Here is a 15,076-nt window from a genome sequence, read left to right on the forward strand (position 1 = left end):
GGTGGCAGCCGAGTTCTGCCACAGCTCAGCGGAAGTCGCGCGATTTCGAGTCGACCCGCAGATCCATCCGTTGCAGGTGCTCGGCGACGACACTGACCGCGCCCTCGGCGTTCTGCACTCGTCCGCGAATGAGCAGCGCCGGGGCACTCTGCGCCAGGCGACGGTGGCGAGACCACAGGCCGACCGAACAGACGACGTTCACCATGCCGGTCTCGTCTTCCAGGTTGAGGAAGGTGACACCCGCCGCGGTGGCGGGCCGCTGGCGGTGGGTTACCGCGCCGCCGACCAGCACTCGCGAACCATCGGGGACGGCGAGCAGGCTTGCCGCGGGCACGACACCGAGGGCGTCGAGGTGCGGACGCAGAAATTGGGTGGGGTAACTGCCGGGAGAAACACCGGTGGCCCACACGTCGGCGGCGGCCAGCTCGAGCTCGCTCATGCCGGGCAGGACGGGCGCCTCGGTGGCAGCGCCGGTGCCCGGCAACCGATCCGGGCGTTCCCCCGCGGCGGCGCCCGCGGCCCACAGTGCTTCGCGACGGGTGACACCCAGGCTGCTCAAGGCGCCTGCGGTGGCGAGCGCCTCCGCCTGGGCGACGGAGAGCTCCACCCGCCCCGTCAGATCGAGGAAGGAGGTGTAGCCACCCGAAGTCCGTGCGGTGACGATCTTTTCGGCGAGATCGGCGCCGATGTGCCGGATCGCGGCCAGCCCGAGGCGCACTTCGGTGCCGTCCCGTTCGAGGGTGGGTTCGGCGCGGCTGGCGTTGATGTCGGGACCGTGCACCAGCACGCCGTGCCTGCGCGCGTCGGCGACCAAGGATTGCGGGGAATAGAACCCCATCGGCTGGGCCCGCAGCAGACCGGCGCAGAACGCCGCGGGATGGTGCAGTTTGAACCACGCCGAATAGAACACGATCGAAGCGAAACTCTGCGAATGACTTTCCGGGAAACCGAAATTCGCGAAGGCATAGAGCTTCTCGTAGATACGGTCGGCGATCTCGCCGGTGATGCCGTGCAGGTCACGCATGCCCTGGTAGAGGCGCTCCTTGAGGCGTTCCATGCGCTCGGGTGACCGTTTGGAACCCATCGCGCGGCGCAGCTGGTCGGCCTCGGCGGCGCTGAAACCCGCAACGTCGATGGCCATCTGCATGAGCTGCTCCTGGAACAGCGGCACGCCGAGGGTACGGGCCAGCGAATTCTCCAGTGCCGGATGGTCGTATTTCCACGGCTCCAGCTTGTTACGACGCCGGATGTAGGGGTGCACCGAACCGCCTTGGATGGGACCGGGCCGGATCAGCGCCACCTCGACCACCAGGTCGTAGAACTGCCGCGGGCGCAACCTGGGCAGCGTCGCCATCTGTGCCCGCGACTCCACCTGGAAGACCCCCACCGAGTCTGCGCGCGACAGCATTTCGTAGACGCCTGCTTCTTGCAGATCGAGCTTGTGCAGCTCCACCACCTCGCCGGTGTGCTCGCGCACCATGTCGATCATGTAGTGCAGCGCGGAGAGCATGCCGAGGCCGAGCAGATCGAACTTCACCAGATCGATGGCGGCACAATCGTCTTTGTCCCACTGCAGCACGCTGCGCCCCGGCATGCGCGCCCACTCCACCGGGCAGACATCGGCGATGGGCCGGTCACAGATCACCATGCCGCCGGAGTGGATGCCGAGATGCCGTGGCAGGCCCTCGATGTCGGCGGCCAACTCCAGCACCTCGGTGGGGATGTCGGTGCCGGTCTCGGTGCCGACGCCGGACCACCGGCTCACCTGCTTGCTCCACGCATCCTGTTGTCCCGGTGAAAACCCCAGTGCGCGTGCGGCATCGCGCACCGCGGACTTGCCACGGTAGGTGATCACGTTGGCCACCTGGGCGGCGTAGGCGCGGCCGTATTTGGTGTAGACGTGCTGGATCGCCTCTTCGCGCCGATCGGATTCGATGTCGACGTCGATATCGGGCGGGCCGTCGCGCTCCGGGGCGAGGAAGCGTTCGAACAGCAGATTGTTGGTGACCGGGTCGACGTTGGTGATGCCGATCGCGTAGCAGACGGCCGAGTTGGCCGCCGAGCCTCGGCCCTGGCACAGGATGTCGTTCTTCTTGCAGAACGCGACGATGTCGTGCACCACCAGGAAGTAGCCGGGGAACTTCAGCGTGTTGATCACCGCGAGCTCGTGCTCGATCTGCCGGTACGCCTGCGGGTTTCCCGCAGGCGTACCGTAGCGGTCCGCGGCGCCCGCGAGGGTGATCGCGCGCAGCCACGACTCCTCGTCGTGATCTGCCGGCACATCGAACGGCGGCAGTTTCGGTGCGATCAGCTTCAGGTCGAAGGCGCAGTCGCGGGCCAACGCGGCCGCATTGTGCACCGCCCGTGGGCATTCGGCGAACAGCCGCGCCATCTCGGCGCCGGAGCGCAGATGCGCGCCGCCGGTGGGGGCCAACCACCCGGCGATCTCGTCCAGGCTCTGCCTGGCCCTGATCGCCGCGAGCGCCATGGCGCGGCGGCGCTGCCGCGGTGCGGCGAAATGTGCTCCGGTGGTGGCGAGTACGGGGAGATCGAGGCGGTCGGCCAGCGCGATGAGGTGCGCGTTGCGCTCGTCGTCCTCCGGGATGCCGTGATGGGTGAGTTCCACGCTCACCCGATCCGCGCCGAACCGTGCCATGAGGTCGCGCAGCGCGGCCTCGGCGTGCACGAGATCTGTGCTGCCCGAATGTAAATCGCGGGCGAGCGCTTGGCGCAGGTGGCCTTTGCGGCAGCCGGTGAGTATCTGCCAGTGGCCCTCGGCCGCCGCGGTGAGCGCGTCGAGGTCGTAGCGGAGGATGCCCTTCTCGCCCGCCGCCATGTGCGCGGCCGAGATCTCCCGCGACAGCCTGCGGTAACCCTCCTGGCCGCGAGCCAGCACGAGCAGGTGTGGTCCCGCCGGATCGGGCGCCCCGGTCCGCGGTGCGGAATCCGTTGCGGCAACCGGCTTTACCGGCTCACTGTCCGACGTGCCGAGCGACAACTCGGCGCCGAAGACCGTCGGCATCCCCCACTCCCTTGCCGCTTCGGCGAAGCGAACGGTGCCGTAGAAGCCGTCGTGATCGGTGAGCGCGATCGCCTCCAGCCCGAGCCGCACGGCCTCCTCCACCAGCTCCTCCGGCTGGCTCGCGCCGTCGAGGAAGCTGTAGGCCGAATGCGCGTGCAGTTCCGCGTACGGCACCGCCGATTCGACGGGCAGCACCGGCTCGGCCAGGTACTCCCCGCGCTTGCGCGACCACGCCGGACTGTCGCCGCCGTCGCCGGGGTACATCGCGTCCGGGTTCGTCCGGCCCGGCCGTCCGGAGAGCACCCGCTCCAGCTCCGACCAGGTCGGCGGTCCATTGCTCCACCCCATGGCGCACCCTCCTCGGCGGGCTAGTCGTTCGGCAAACGGTCCGTCGAGCCCGCGGTGAGTGCGGCGTCGACCCGGTCGAGGCTGGTGCGGATCAGGGCGCCGTAGGCGTCGTTGGCGAGCACGTCGAGGTGGCCGCGGGCGATGGTCAGCTGCATGCGGGCGGCCTCGAAATCGCCGACTCGGCGGTGACTGTCGGCCAGGTTGAGGTACAGCGAGGGGAGGAAGCTGCGCAGTCCTTCGTCGAGCGGTACGCCGGGGCCGAACACCGCGGCGAGCGCGCGCCGATCCCAGAGCAGCGCGTCGGCGGCGGTGTCGTGCAGATCGGCTAGGTGATGCGCAATCACGCAGCGGTGCAAGGGATCACCGCCCTCTCCGATCTCGTCCCACAACTTCTCCAACGCCTGTCGCGCCGCCGCCGGGTCCCCACCCCCGAGCCGCACCGCGGCAAAGATGTCCGCCATCCGATCGTCCGCCATGCGCCCGAGTATCGCACATATGTTCGATCGATTTCGAGAGGTTGTTCGACCCGTGTTCACCACCTCGACCACCGGCCCCAAAAGTGACCAATCGCACTTAGCAGGTAAACTTACTTCGGAGTAAGTTCAGGCCCATCGAACCCCCCGCAAAGGAGCAGCGATGACCGACGCATCCGCTCAGGACATCGACGTCCGGGAACCCCGGCGCACCCGTCGCGACCGCGACATCACCGGGCGGCACGTCCTCATCACCGGCGCCTCCTCCGGCATCGGCCGGGCCGCCGCGATCGCCGTCGCAGGCAAGGGCGCCACCCTGTTCCTGCTCGCGCGCCGCGCCGACGAACTCGCGAGCGTGGTCGACGAGATCAGGGCCGCGGGCGGCACCGCATACGGATACCAGTGCGACGTCACCGATTCCGACTCGGTGGACCACGCCGTGAAGACCATCCTCGACGAGCACGGCCATGTCGACATGCTGGTGAACAACGCGGGCCGCTCGATCCGCCGCGCCATCCACCGCTCCACCGACCGGCTGCACGACTTCGAACGCACCATGGCGGTCAACTACTTCGGCGCGCTGCGGATGACGCTGGCGCTGCTGCCGCAGATGCGCGAGCGCAAGTTCGGCCACATCGTCAACATCAGCAGCGCGGGCGTGCAGGTGGCGACGCCGCGCTTCGCCGCCTACCTCGCCAGCAAGGCGGCACTGGACAAGTTCGCCGAGGTGGCCTCGGTCGAGACCATGGCCGACGGGGTCACCTTCACCACCATCCACATGCCGCTGGTGCGCACCCCGATGATCACCCCGAGCGGCAACCAGGGCCCGTCCGAATCCCCCGAGTGGGCCGCCGCGACGATCGTGCGCGCGCTGACCGAACGTCCCAAGCGCATCGACACGCCGCTCGGCACCTTCGCCGAATACGGCGCGCTGGTCACGCCCAAGTTCCGCGACCGCATCCTGCACCGCTACTACCGCGCACTGCCCGACTCCCCCGCGGCCAAGGGCGAGCAGGTGGCGGACGCCGAAGAAGACGCGACTTCGCTTGTCCCCCAATCCGAACCACGCCCTCGTTCCGCCGCCCGCCGCGTCACCGGCACCGCCCTGCGCCGCGCCGCACGCTGGGTCCCCGGCACGCACTGGTAGACAGTGTGGCTCGCCCGTGAGCAACCCGAGGAGCCACATCGAAATGTGCGCGCGAGTACCGCTTCAGACGGCGACGCTAGAGCTGGACTGGGGCTGCTGCCTCCACTCCTTCGCAAGTCCTTCGGCGTAGCCAGCCCGAGCGCCGGTCGTGGACCCGGTGCTGATCTCGTAGTACCGATCGAAGTCCGCCGCCTTCTGGCCTGCACTTTTATTGGGATCGTTGAGGCTGTCTTCGGCCGGCTGATACGCATTCACGCTACGCAATTCATGCATCATGAAATCGATGTGAGTCCGCCAGTCGCTGACGCTCTCACCCGGGTTGTCCGCGAAGTCCAGGAATGCTGCCTGCCGCCCCAAACGCCACTGGAACAGTCCCTTGGCTGTCCCGTTGTCGCCGACGGCATCGACGCGGAATCCCGACTCATGCTTCGCATTGGCGACGATTGCCGCTGCCTGTTCCGGATTCAGGCCGTACTTGTCAATGAGATATTTCATCATCGCCATCGCGGTCGGCTTTTCCCCGGCAGGGATATTCGCCGCGGCCACCGGACCAGAATTGAACTGCGGGGCGATGCCACGAGACATCGCAGGAGACATCGGAGGAGGCCCGCCGCTGTACCCGGCAGAGGGATACGACACCGGCGTGCCACCACCGGTGTTGACGTTGGCGGGGATGGAACTCGGCTCCTCACCACGGATGCTCAGCGCTGCGGCGGCCGCCTGATCAGTGATGCCATTGACCACGGTGGAGGTCTTGTCCAAAGTTCTCCAGATGCCATTGAACAGTCCGTTTGTCACTTCACGCGGCAGCTCTTTCTCAGGATTACCCTGTGCGTCCAGCACCGGTTTGCCCACGCTGTCGGTCACGGTCCGCACCCTTTTATGGGAATCATCGATCGCTTTGTTGAGCTCCGCCACGGCGGCTCCGATGGAGCCGTAGGCTGTCGTCACCTCTCCACCGAATTTCAAGGTTTCCTCGCCGACGCCTTTTTCATTCCACTGAAGGCCCGACATGGCCTTGTCCATGCCTTCTTTGTGGTCGTCATAGTGGTCGATCAGCACCGACTGATCGTCAGGCTTGGCAATGCCGTTGTTCTTCAGGAGCTCACGCGAGTTGGGCGCTTTGGACGGGGTGGCCGACCCCAGTAGTTGGATCTGGGTTTGAATGACTCCTTCGGCCCACCGGCACAGCGCTTTCAATCCTCGTGGGGCGCAGGCAGGCAGCTCGTGCAGGTCGCCCATCCGGGTGTCGTCGTCACTCATCAACACCTCGCTCTCACTTGGGTAAACCTTGTTGACACGATTGTCGGATGTTCCCGAACATGGGAACGTAGCTCAGAACAACAAGACGATGCGGTCGGCGACCAGGCCGGTTACGGGTTTGGCGGCGGCATTGCAGCTGGCCTGCCGTGGCGCGAAGGCGACGGTACGGACAGTGACGCGCCAGCGGCGGCCGTCCCGGTGAGTGACGAGGGCGGCGCCTGCCATCGTCGGCTCGGTTGGCACCGGATCGGCGTCGAGAACGACCGTGAGGTCCCCTGTGGCGGCGGAGATCTGTTCGCGCACCGCGACTTCCGCGACCTGTTCGATCGGCCGGTGGCAGCTGCGCCCGCGCAGACCGGTCAGCGCGACCTCGCCGCGGCGCGCGGCCTCGACCATCGCCACAGCGCCCGCGGTATCGAGCCTGCCGTAGGTGAACCCGGAGGGCAACAGCACCAGGGCAGGCGCGAAGCGGTGCCCGCCGGTGTGCGAGCTCTCCCACACCTGCCCTGGATATTTCGTCGCGAGCTCGGCGGCGATCGGGCGGCCGAGCAGCGCACAGCACTGATCGCGTTTGCCGTGCGCGCACACCAGCACCAGCGGATCATGCACCGGCACACCGATGCCCGGCGGCGGGCCGTTCAACAGGTGCAGATCGATATCGAGCAACTGCTTCAGGTCGGTGATCTCGAAGCGCTCGCACCAGGCGCCGTCCTCGCGCGAGCTGGCGATCAAAACCGTTCGAGTACCGGTGAATTCGTTGCGGCCGGGGCGACGGATCAGCGTCGGCCGCACCCGTGCTGCGACGGTGCGCGCCGCCAGCTCCTGCGTGATCTCCGGACCGAGCACCTCGTCGCCGATCACATCGCGCCCCCACGCGCCGGGGTGTTCGACGCACAACCAGCCGGTCACCTCGGTGGCGGTGCCAGGCAACGGCGCATCCGTCGCAGCGGCGGAACAGGAAAGCCCTTCGAAGACGTTCACGATCGATTCACGCGGCGAGGAACGGGTGTACGGCGGCCACGAACTCGCGATAGCGATCACGGTGGATGCTGTGGCCGCAGGAGAAGGCGGTGACCGTGCAGTCCGCGATGGCGGCGCGCAGGAGCGCCAGCTTCTCCGGATCGACCATGCCGCCCGGCCCACCGCGCAGCACCAGCGTCGGCGCGGTGATGTCGGCGAGCCGATCCCACCACTCGGGGTTCGGCTTACGGAACTGCTCGAGCGCCGTCCCGGTCATGGACCGGTCGAAGGCGAGCACCGCGCGCGGATGCCGGACCAGGCTGCTGGTGGCGTGCCAGAGCTCGGGCACGGTCGGGAAGCGACGGGTCAGTTGCAGTTCCTCGGCGCCGGACTGCAACGGCAGCGGGCACTCCTCGATGACCAGACGCCGGACCAGTTCGGGGCGCTCCTGCGCGACGCAGGACACCGCGTAGCCGCCGAGCGAATGACCGACCAGATCCACCGAGGTCAGTCCCAGGTGATCGGAAAGCTTCCCCACGTCGGCGCCGAATTCGTCGAACCGGTACGAATCGGTGTGCGCGCTGCGGCCGTGGCCGCGCAGGTCGGGGATGATCACCCGGCGGCCCGCCTGCACCAGGGTCCTGGCGAACCGATCCCAGGTATGGCCGTCCCCGCCCATGCCGTGCACCAGGATCACGGGCACGCCGGCGGCCGTGCGCGCCCCGGAATCCCGGTAGGCGATCCGCACGTCGCCGAGCGCGACTCTGTTCACCGTGAGATCCACGATCTCCGAGGATACTGGGGCTGTCGCAGGCAGACCCGTGACTTGTTGCACGGATCACCTGAGCCGGGCGCCACAGCGGCGCGACCGGGGATGCGTGTCCGGAAAATGTCTGGCGAATCCTGTTGTGCCGCGAAATACTCCGCGCATGCCGTCTTTCGCGGACTACGACCGCAGGAACTATCGCACCGTCGACGTCGCCACCGGCTACGACGGATGGGCGCCGACCTACGAACAGACCGTGCTGGACAAGATGGACCTGGCGCTGCTGGCCCAGCTGCGGCGGCCGGAATGGGCACAGGTGCGGCGGGCCGCTGATCTGGGCTGCGGGACGGGACGCACCGGCGCATGGCTGCGTACGCAGGGGATCTCCCATATCGACGGCGTCGATGTGAGCACGGGCATGCTGGAGCTGGCCAGGGCACGCGGCGCACACACCACGCTCACCGAGGGGGACGCGCGCGACACCGGACTGCCGAGCGACAGCTACGACCTGGTGATCGCCTCGTTGATCGACGAGCACCTGCCCGACTTGGCGCCGTTCTACGCGGAGGCGTGGCGACTGGCCGCGCCGGGGGCGCGCTGTGTCCTGGTGAGCTTCCACCCGCAATTCATGATGGTGACCGGGATGCCGACGCACTACACGCCCGCCTCCGGCGCGCCGGTGGCGATCAGCACGCACCTGCATTTGCTCAGCGAGCACGTCACGGCGGCGCTGGACGCGGGGTGGGTGCTCACCGAACTCACCGAGATGCTGGTCGACGACACCTGGCTCGCCGCCAAGCCGAAGTGGGCCGAGCTGCGCGGGCAACCGTTCACCATGGCGACGGTGTGGACCAAACCCGCCTAGGGGAATGACATGACGGGCTAGTCGTACAAGCCTTCGGCGCGCCAACTCGCGTCCTGGTAGACGAGCAGCAGCACCCGGACATCGGATGGCGCACCGGCCAGCTGCACCTGCGCGCGTGCGACGAAAGCCGGTGGTGCGTCGTCTTTTTCGGTCGATTCCGGCGCCCACCAGCGTTCGTCCACCGGCCACGGCCCCGCCCACCCGGTCAGCTGCCACTGCCTGCTGCCCCAGTGCAGCCGAGCGGGGTCGGCGCTGAACATGGCGCGCTCGGTGACCAGGATCGGGGCGCCGTCGGCGGCTTCCAGGCGCACCGCAGGCCGGTTCACCAGGATCAGCGCGGGCGCAGGCTCGGGCAGTCGGCCCGGCCACGGCAGGGCCGGGTCGGCAGCGGGGACGGGTTCGTCGCCGAGCGCGACCATGGTGATGCGCTCGGCGGGACCGCGGCCCCCGCTGAGCACGCCGATCCGCACCGCTTCGCCGCCGAGCAACCCCTGCACCCGGATCAGCGCGCGCCTGGCCCGCTCGTCCTCCTCGCCGACGCCGCCCCACAGCCCGAGCTGCAACGCGCCGGCCGCCACCACCTCGACGGGCGCCAGCCGCAGCACGGTGATCGGTGCGGTCGGCCGGTCACGCCGGGTGAGCCAGCCGTCCAACTGCCAGCGCACCCGGTCCGCCGTGCCATCAGGGGTCAGTGGCTCGGCGCAGCGCCAGATGCGGGAAAGCTCCTCGCCCGCATCGGTTTCCGCGGAGACCGACAATCGGGTGCAGGCCAGCCCGGCGGCCGAGAGCGCGCCGTGCAACTCGGTGGCGAGCAGGCGGCCCGCGAAGGCGGCGGCATCGACCCGCTCGATCGGCGGGTCACAACGGTAGGTCACGGTGAGATCCTTGGGCGGCTGCCGCGCGGCGGGCGGGCGCTCGGGGAGCGCCCGCGCACAGCGGTGCGCGAGCACGGCGTCGGCGCCGAACCGCGAAGCGACCTCGACGGCGGACAGCGCGGCGAAATCACCGATCCGGCGTAAACCCAAGCGGTGCAACAGATCCACCAGGTCGGCACGCTCCGGCGCGGCCAGGCTCGGCTCCACCGCGAGCTCCCGCACCGGCAGCGGCGCGAGAAACCGCGCACCAGCACCGGCAGGCACGATCGCGGCGCGCCTGGCCGCGATCACCGCCGTGGACAACTCGTCGGCAATGCCGATCTGCGACTCGACCCCGGCCGCGGCCGCCGCGTCGACGAGCCGCTCTGCCGCCACCTCCTCGGAACCGAAAAACCGTGCGGCGCCACGCGCCCCGAGCACAAGCAGCCCTGGCCGCAGCACCTCGACCCCCGGCACCGTCGCGTCGACCGCCGCGACCACCGGCTCGAACAACCGCGCGTCCCGATCCGGATCCGCCTGCGCGAGAAACACTTCAGGGCACCGCGCCTGCGCCTCCCTTCGCTTCAACCCCCGCCGCACGCCATCGGCCCGCGCGATCGCCGAACAAGCGATCACCCGATTGGCGAACAACACCGCCACCGGCCGCGTCGCAGGCACCTGCGCCACCGCTGCCGCGGCCACCGCAGGCCAATCCGGACACCACAGCGCCAATACCCGCGCCGCACCTTTCGGCGTTCCCGGCCGAATCACGATGCCCGGCTGGACACCGCAGGTCCGCCCGATCCACCACAGCCGCACCTGTTGTCGGTGTGCGCGGTGACTCGCCCGCCGACCCGGCCCACCGTCGTGCTCGATCGGCGCTGGTCGTTCACGACGCGACCTCCCTGGTGGCGGCGGTTTCGGCAGTGCGCGTGGAGGTTTCGCGGCGTACCCATTCCACGCGGCCCGCGTTCGTGCTCAGGTCGAGGCGGCCGCGCCGGGGTTGGCTTGCTTTGCCGCGTACTTCGACCTCGAGACCGAGGGAGCGCAGCCTGCCGCGACCGTGCCCGAGACCCGCATAGCCTGCGATGCGCGCGTCGAGATGTACCGCGGCGCCGGGCCAGCGGCCGTCGGTGACCACGAGGGTGGCGCCCTTGTTGCGGGCGCGGGCGGCGATCACCCTGGTACGCGCCGGTGCGACGGCGGTGCCGCCGAGACCGAGCACGACCAGGTCGAGGCCGTCGAGCAACACGGCGGCCACCTCCACCGGGTCCGGGCCAGGATCGGCGATCACGGCCAGTCGTTCCAGCTGGGCGCCCATCTCCACCGCGGCGAGCAGACCGAGCCGCGGCACCCCGACCACGGCGGCGTGCCCACCGTCCGCCGTCACCGCGGCAACCAGTCCGGCGAGCAGCGACCTGGCCCCCGTGTAGGCAACGACAGACCCTTTGGCCAGGCCACCACCGGGCAACAGGCTCGCGAGTGCGGGCGGCACCGCGAGCGACTCCCGGCGCAATGCGGTGTCGAGCGGCATCCGCTCGGCCGCCGCTTCGCCACGACCGGGGATCGCCGCCATCCGTTTACGCAGTTCAGCCAGTGTCGGCGGCGGCCGATCCGCCTCCTCCTGCGAGGTCGCGTCCGAACCCATCTCTCTCACCTGCTTTCCACGATGGACCCGAGGCGATGCCTGCGGAACTGCCCTCATGACGGAGAGGTCAGCACCGATTCAGCTATCGATTCGTATCGAATATACGTTCGATACACGCTCAGTAGAAACCGACCCCCGAGTTCCCGTCAAGAGCCCACCCCGCGCCCCACCATTTCGAAACGATGCCGTTGTACATCGAGCGGCGCCTCGTCCGATTCGTGTCCGCGCCCGCGAGCACGCACGGAGATACAGACGCGACCGGTCATGAATCAGGCCAGCTACCCCCGATTTCCGCTACCCTCGCACCGTGACCGAACGCGCTCGTCCCATTGTCGGCCCCGACTATCTGGTTGCCGGCCGCTACCGCCTGCAGTCGAAGGCCGGTGGCGGTGGCATGGGCGCGGTCTGGCTCGCGCACGACCGGCTGCTCGACCGGGATGTCGCCATCAAACAGGTCATCTCGACGGCGGACCTCGACGAGGCGCAGGCCAACGAGATCCGCAGCCAGATCATGCACGAGGGCCGGGTCGCGGCCAAGCTGTCGCACGAGCACGCGATCGCCGTGTACGACGTGGTGCTCGAGGCAGGCGAGCCATGGCTGGTGATGGAGCATCTGCCCTCGCGCAGCGTCGCCAAGGCACTCGCGCTCGTCGATACGCTGCCACCGATCGAGGTGGCGCAGATCGGCGCCCAGGTCGCCGACGCACTGGCTGCCGCGCACGCCGCAGGCATCGTGCACCGCGACATCAAACCGGGCAATATCCTTGTCGCCGACCGGGGTTCGATCGTCGGCATGGCCAAGCTCAGCGACTTCGGCATCTCCCGCGGCGCGGGTGACTACGACGACGAAGGCGTGATCGTCGGCACCCCCGCCTACTTACCGCCCGAGGTGGCGCGCGGCGCGACGCCGACCAGGGCCAGCGACGTATTCTCGCTCGGCGCAACGCTGTACACCGCGATCGAGGGGCAGCCGCCGTTCGGTCTCGACGAAGACAGCGATGTGCTGGTGCACCGCGCGGCCATGGCGCAGATCATTCCGCCCACCCGCAGCGGGATGCTCACCGAGGCGCTGCTGCACATGATGGAACCCGCACCGCAGCGCAGGCCGACGATGGCCGAGGCCAGGGACGAAATCCTCACCGCGGCTTTCGGGCCGGGCACCGGACCCTACATTCTCGGCGCCCCGGTACGTACCGAAGACGGCACCATTCCGGCTTGGGCGGCCCGCAATTCGGCGTCGGGCCTGCGCAGCCCGCACTCGACCCCGCTGCCACGCCCGCACCGCACCCAGCCCGGCGCCACCGCGGCCCCCGCACCGCAACGCACCAAGGCACCGCAGCCGAGCATCGCCCCCCTCGCCATCGCCGTCGGCCTGCTGATCGGCCTGATCATCATCATCGCGATCATCGTCGCGGTGATGTAGAACCCACTCAATCAATGCGACGACGGTGGGCCCACCGGGTCAACGCGTTGCGGTTGGACTGCTGGGTTTTGCGAAGCACGTTGGAGGCGTGCGTTTCCACCGTCTTCACCGAGATGAACAGCGATTCGGCGATCTCCCGATAGGTGTAGCCGCGAGCGAGCAGGCGCAGCACCTCGAGTTCGCGCGGCGTCAGCGAATCCAGTTCGGGATCGAGCGGCGGTTCCGGCACCGGCGACTTGCCGGTGAACGAGTCGAGCACGAAACCAGCGAGCCGCGGACTGAACACCGCGTCGCCACCCGAAACCCGCCGGATGCCGTCGGCCAGCTCGGAACCCGAAATCGTCTTGGTCACATAGCCTCTGGCGCCGGCCCTGATCACCGCGATCACATCCTCAGCGGCATCGGACACGCTCAACGCCAAACACACCGGCCCGCTGTCGATGCCTGCCAGCACCGCGACCCCGCCGCCGTCCGGCATGTGCACGTCGAGCAGCACCACATCCGGCTTCGCCGCATTGATCCCCGCGATGGCCTCGGCGACACCCCCGGCCTCCCCGACAACCTCCATGTCGGTTTCCCGACTCAACTCCGCCCGCACACCCGAACGAAACACGGCGTGATCGTCCACCAGAAAGACCCGCACAGCCACTACTTTCTCCTCATCTGGCGGTGGATCGACCCACCCTGACGCGCGGGCCACCCATCGGACTTCCCGCACCCACATCGGTACCACATGCGGGGCGAGTCGACCGACTCACTGGAAAACAACGGACGCGAAACTGTCACTGCCCGGGGTGCACCGGCTGCCGCAGCGGTTCGGCGGGCTCGGCCGCTGCCGACTCCTGATCCTCCGGATCACCGGAATCCGTGCGCGGCATGATGATTCGCACCTCGGTGCCGCGGCCGAGGGTGGACATGATCTCCACCTGCCCGCCGCGCCGCTCGATCCGGCCGCGAATGGATTTCGCCAGCCCCTGCCGGTCCTGCGGCACAACGCTCGTATCGAAACCGGCGCCGCGATCGCGCACGAAGATGCTCACCTGATGCGGTTCGGTCTCGGCGAACAGGTCGATCTCCGGGACGCCGGCATGCTTGGCGGCGTTGACCAGCGCCTCCCGGCTGGCGCCGAGCAGCGCGGTGAAATGCTCCTTCGGCAAGCCGGAACCGGTCTCGCCGATGTCCATCGTCACGTCGCCGACCGTCACCGGCGTCACCTTCACCCCGTGCTGATCCTCGACCTCGCCTGCGATGGTGCGCAGCGCGGCGGCCAGGCTCGACTGGGCAGGACCGGAATCCTCGAACAACCACTTGCGCAGTTCCCGCTCCTGGCTGCGGGCCAGCCGCAGCACCTCCTGCGGGTCGTCGGCCTGACGCTGGATGAGGGCAAGCGTCTGCAGCACCGAATCATGCAGGTGCGACGCGATTTCCTCGCGTTCCTCGTTGCGGATGCGAGCCGAGCGCTCGGCGTTCAGCGCCCGCATCATGCGCAGCCACAGCGGCACCGTGAGCAGTCCGGCGCCGATCAGCGAGACCGCCACCGCGAGCAGCGCCGACCCGAGCGAGCTCAGGTCGATCCTGGCCAGCACCACCACACCGAGCCCGGCCACGATCAGCGTGCCGCCCGCGACGACCCGCGCCCACGTAACCACCGATGGGCGGGCAGGCAGGCCGAGCAGCGAACGCGGTCCGTCGGCGTCGTACTCCCGCCACACCAGCGCCGCGCCGATGGCCACCACGATGATCGGAGCGATCACACTCGCCGCGGTCCCGCTGACCATCCAGGACACCGCGACGGCGAGCCCGATCCCGAGCAGGGCGAGCCCGATCGCCTGGCGCCGCTCCCCCTCGGGCGCCTTCGTCACATCGGTGCCGCCCGAGGTGAAGATCCACAGCAGGCCGTAGGCGAAGATGCCCGCGCCGAACGCGGAAAGCAGCACGAAGGCGATCCGCACCTTGAACACGTCGACGCCGAGGTGATCGGCGAGACCGCCCGCAACGCCGCCGATGATCCGGCCGCCCGAGCGGCGCAGCATCCGCGCGGGTGGCGGCCGCCCCGGATCGAACACCGGAGCCGGGCCGAAGCCGCGGGTGGCCTCGAATCCGCGCGCAGCGTCGAACCCCCTGGCGTCGAACGAGGGCGCAGACGGGTACATCACTCGATAGTGGCATGATCCGACGACAGCTAGCTATCAGGAATCACCCTGATCTCTGTTCACCCTCGCGCTGCTCTGCTTCCACCATCGCGCTGACCGGGCGGTCCAAACGGATCAGGTTATTTTTCAGGGTTCCCCCCGATGTGCGGATGTG

The 15,076-nt window shown here is 68.8% G+C and carries 12 protein-coding genes; 3 read left to right on the forward strand and 9 right to left on the reverse strand.

Annotated features, from left to right (window positions below; translation table 11 throughout):
* Window positions 1-25 precede the first annotated feature (25 nt).
* Window positions 26-3,370 (reverse strand): error-prone DNA polymerase, encoded by a 3,345-nt coding sequence (locus ACGFNJ_RS22490; RefSeq protein WP_393451349.1) that lies wholly within the window; start codon window positions 3,368-3,370, stop codon window positions 26-28.
* 20 nt (window positions 3,371-3,390) lie between these two features.
* Entirely contained in the window at window positions 3,391-3,846 is a 456-nt protein-coding gene (locus tag ACGFNJ_RS22495) for a hypothetical protein (RefSeq protein ID WP_393451352.1), read from the reverse strand.
* Window positions 3,847-4,006: 160 nt separating this feature from the next.
* Here ACGFNJ_RS22495 and ACGFNJ_RS22500 point away from each other — a divergent pair, with 160 nt between their 5' ends.
* Window positions 4,007-4,990 carry an SDR family NAD(P)-dependent oxidoreductase gene (locus ACGFNJ_RS22500; protein ID WP_393451355.1) on the forward strand — a complete coding sequence of 328 codons (984 nt, stop codon included), beginning with the start codon at window positions 4,007-4,009 and terminating at the stop codon, window positions 4,988-4,990.
* Between the two features lie 63 nt (window positions 4,991-5,053).
* Here ACGFNJ_RS22500 and ACGFNJ_RS22505 read toward each other — a convergent pair whose 3' ends face one another.
* The 3 genes from ACGFNJ_RS22505 to ACGFNJ_RS22515 all read right to left on the reverse strand — a co-directional run bounded on the left by ACGFNJ_RS22505 (window position 5,054) and on the right by ACGFNJ_RS22515 (window position 7,997).
* Window positions 5,054-6,253, reverse strand: a complete 1,200-nt coding sequence (locus tag ACGFNJ_RS22505) for a phage tail tip lysozyme (RefSeq protein ID WP_393451358.1) — start codon at window positions 6,251-6,253, stop codon at window positions 5,054-5,056.
* A 72-nt stretch (window positions 6,254-6,325) separates the two neighbouring features.
* Complete coding sequence (locus ACGFNJ_RS22510; RefSeq protein ID WP_393451361.1) at window positions 6,326-7,234, reverse strand: sucrase ferredoxin; 909 nt, start codon at window positions 7,232-7,234, stop codon at window positions 6,326-6,328.
* 7 nt (window positions 7,235-7,241) lie between these two features.
* The gene (locus ACGFNJ_RS22515) at window positions 7,242-7,997 is read right to left on the reverse strand and encodes an alpha/beta fold hydrolase (protein WP_393451364.1); all 756 of its coding nucleotides are present in this window, start codon (window positions 7,995-7,997) and stop codon (window positions 7,242-7,244) included.
* 145 nt (window positions 7,998-8,142) lie between these two features.
* On the opposite strand from ACGFNJ_RS22515, the gene ACGFNJ_RS22520 reads away from it, so the two are divergent.
* Entirely contained in the window at window positions 8,143-8,844 is a 702-nt protein-coding gene (locus ACGFNJ_RS22520) for a class I SAM-dependent DNA methyltransferase (RefSeq protein WP_393451366.1), read from the forward strand.
* Window positions 8,845-8,861: 17 nt separating this feature from the next.
* Here the strand turns inward: ACGFNJ_RS22520 and ACGFNJ_RS22525 are convergent, their stop codons facing one another.
* Entirely contained in the window at window positions 8,862-10,469 is a 1,608-nt protein-coding gene (locus ACGFNJ_RS22525; protein WP_393452229.1) for a DNA polymerase Y family protein, read from the reverse strand.
* Between the two features lie 118 nt (window positions 10,470-10,587).
* Entirely contained in the window at window positions 10,588-11,346 is a 759-nt protein-coding gene (locus ACGFNJ_RS22530; protein WP_393451369.1) for a hypothetical protein, read from the reverse strand.
* A 307-nt stretch (window positions 11,347-11,653) separates the two neighbouring features.
* Between ACGFNJ_RS22530 and ACGFNJ_RS22535 the strand changes: the two genes are divergently transcribed.
* Window positions 11,654-12,769: a protein kinase gene (locus tag ACGFNJ_RS22535; RefSeq protein ID WP_393451372.1), complete on the forward strand. Its 1,116-nt coding sequence runs from the start codon at window positions 11,654-11,656 to the stop codon at window positions 12,767-12,769.
* Window positions 12,770-12,776: 7 nt separating this feature from the next.
* Here ACGFNJ_RS22535 and ACGFNJ_RS22540 read toward each other — a convergent pair whose 3' ends face one another.
* Window positions 12,777-13,412 (reverse strand): response regulator, encoded by a 636-nt coding sequence (locus ACGFNJ_RS22540; protein WP_393452232.1) that lies wholly within the window; start codon window positions 13,410-13,412, stop codon window positions 12,777-12,779.
* Window positions 13,413-13,551: 139 nt separating this feature from the next.
* Complete coding sequence (locus tag ACGFNJ_RS22545) at window positions 13,552-14,802, reverse strand: PspC domain-containing protein (RefSeq protein WP_393452235.1); 1,251 nt, start codon at window positions 14,800-14,802, stop codon at window positions 13,552-13,554.
* Between the last annotated feature and the right edge of the window lie 274 nt (window positions 14,803-15,076).

Origin of the sequence: Nocardia sp. NPDC049149 (genome assembly GCF_043197455.1) — a bacterium.
GTDB lineage: Bacteria > Actinomycetota > Actinomycetes > Mycobacteriales > Mycobacteriaceae > Nocardia.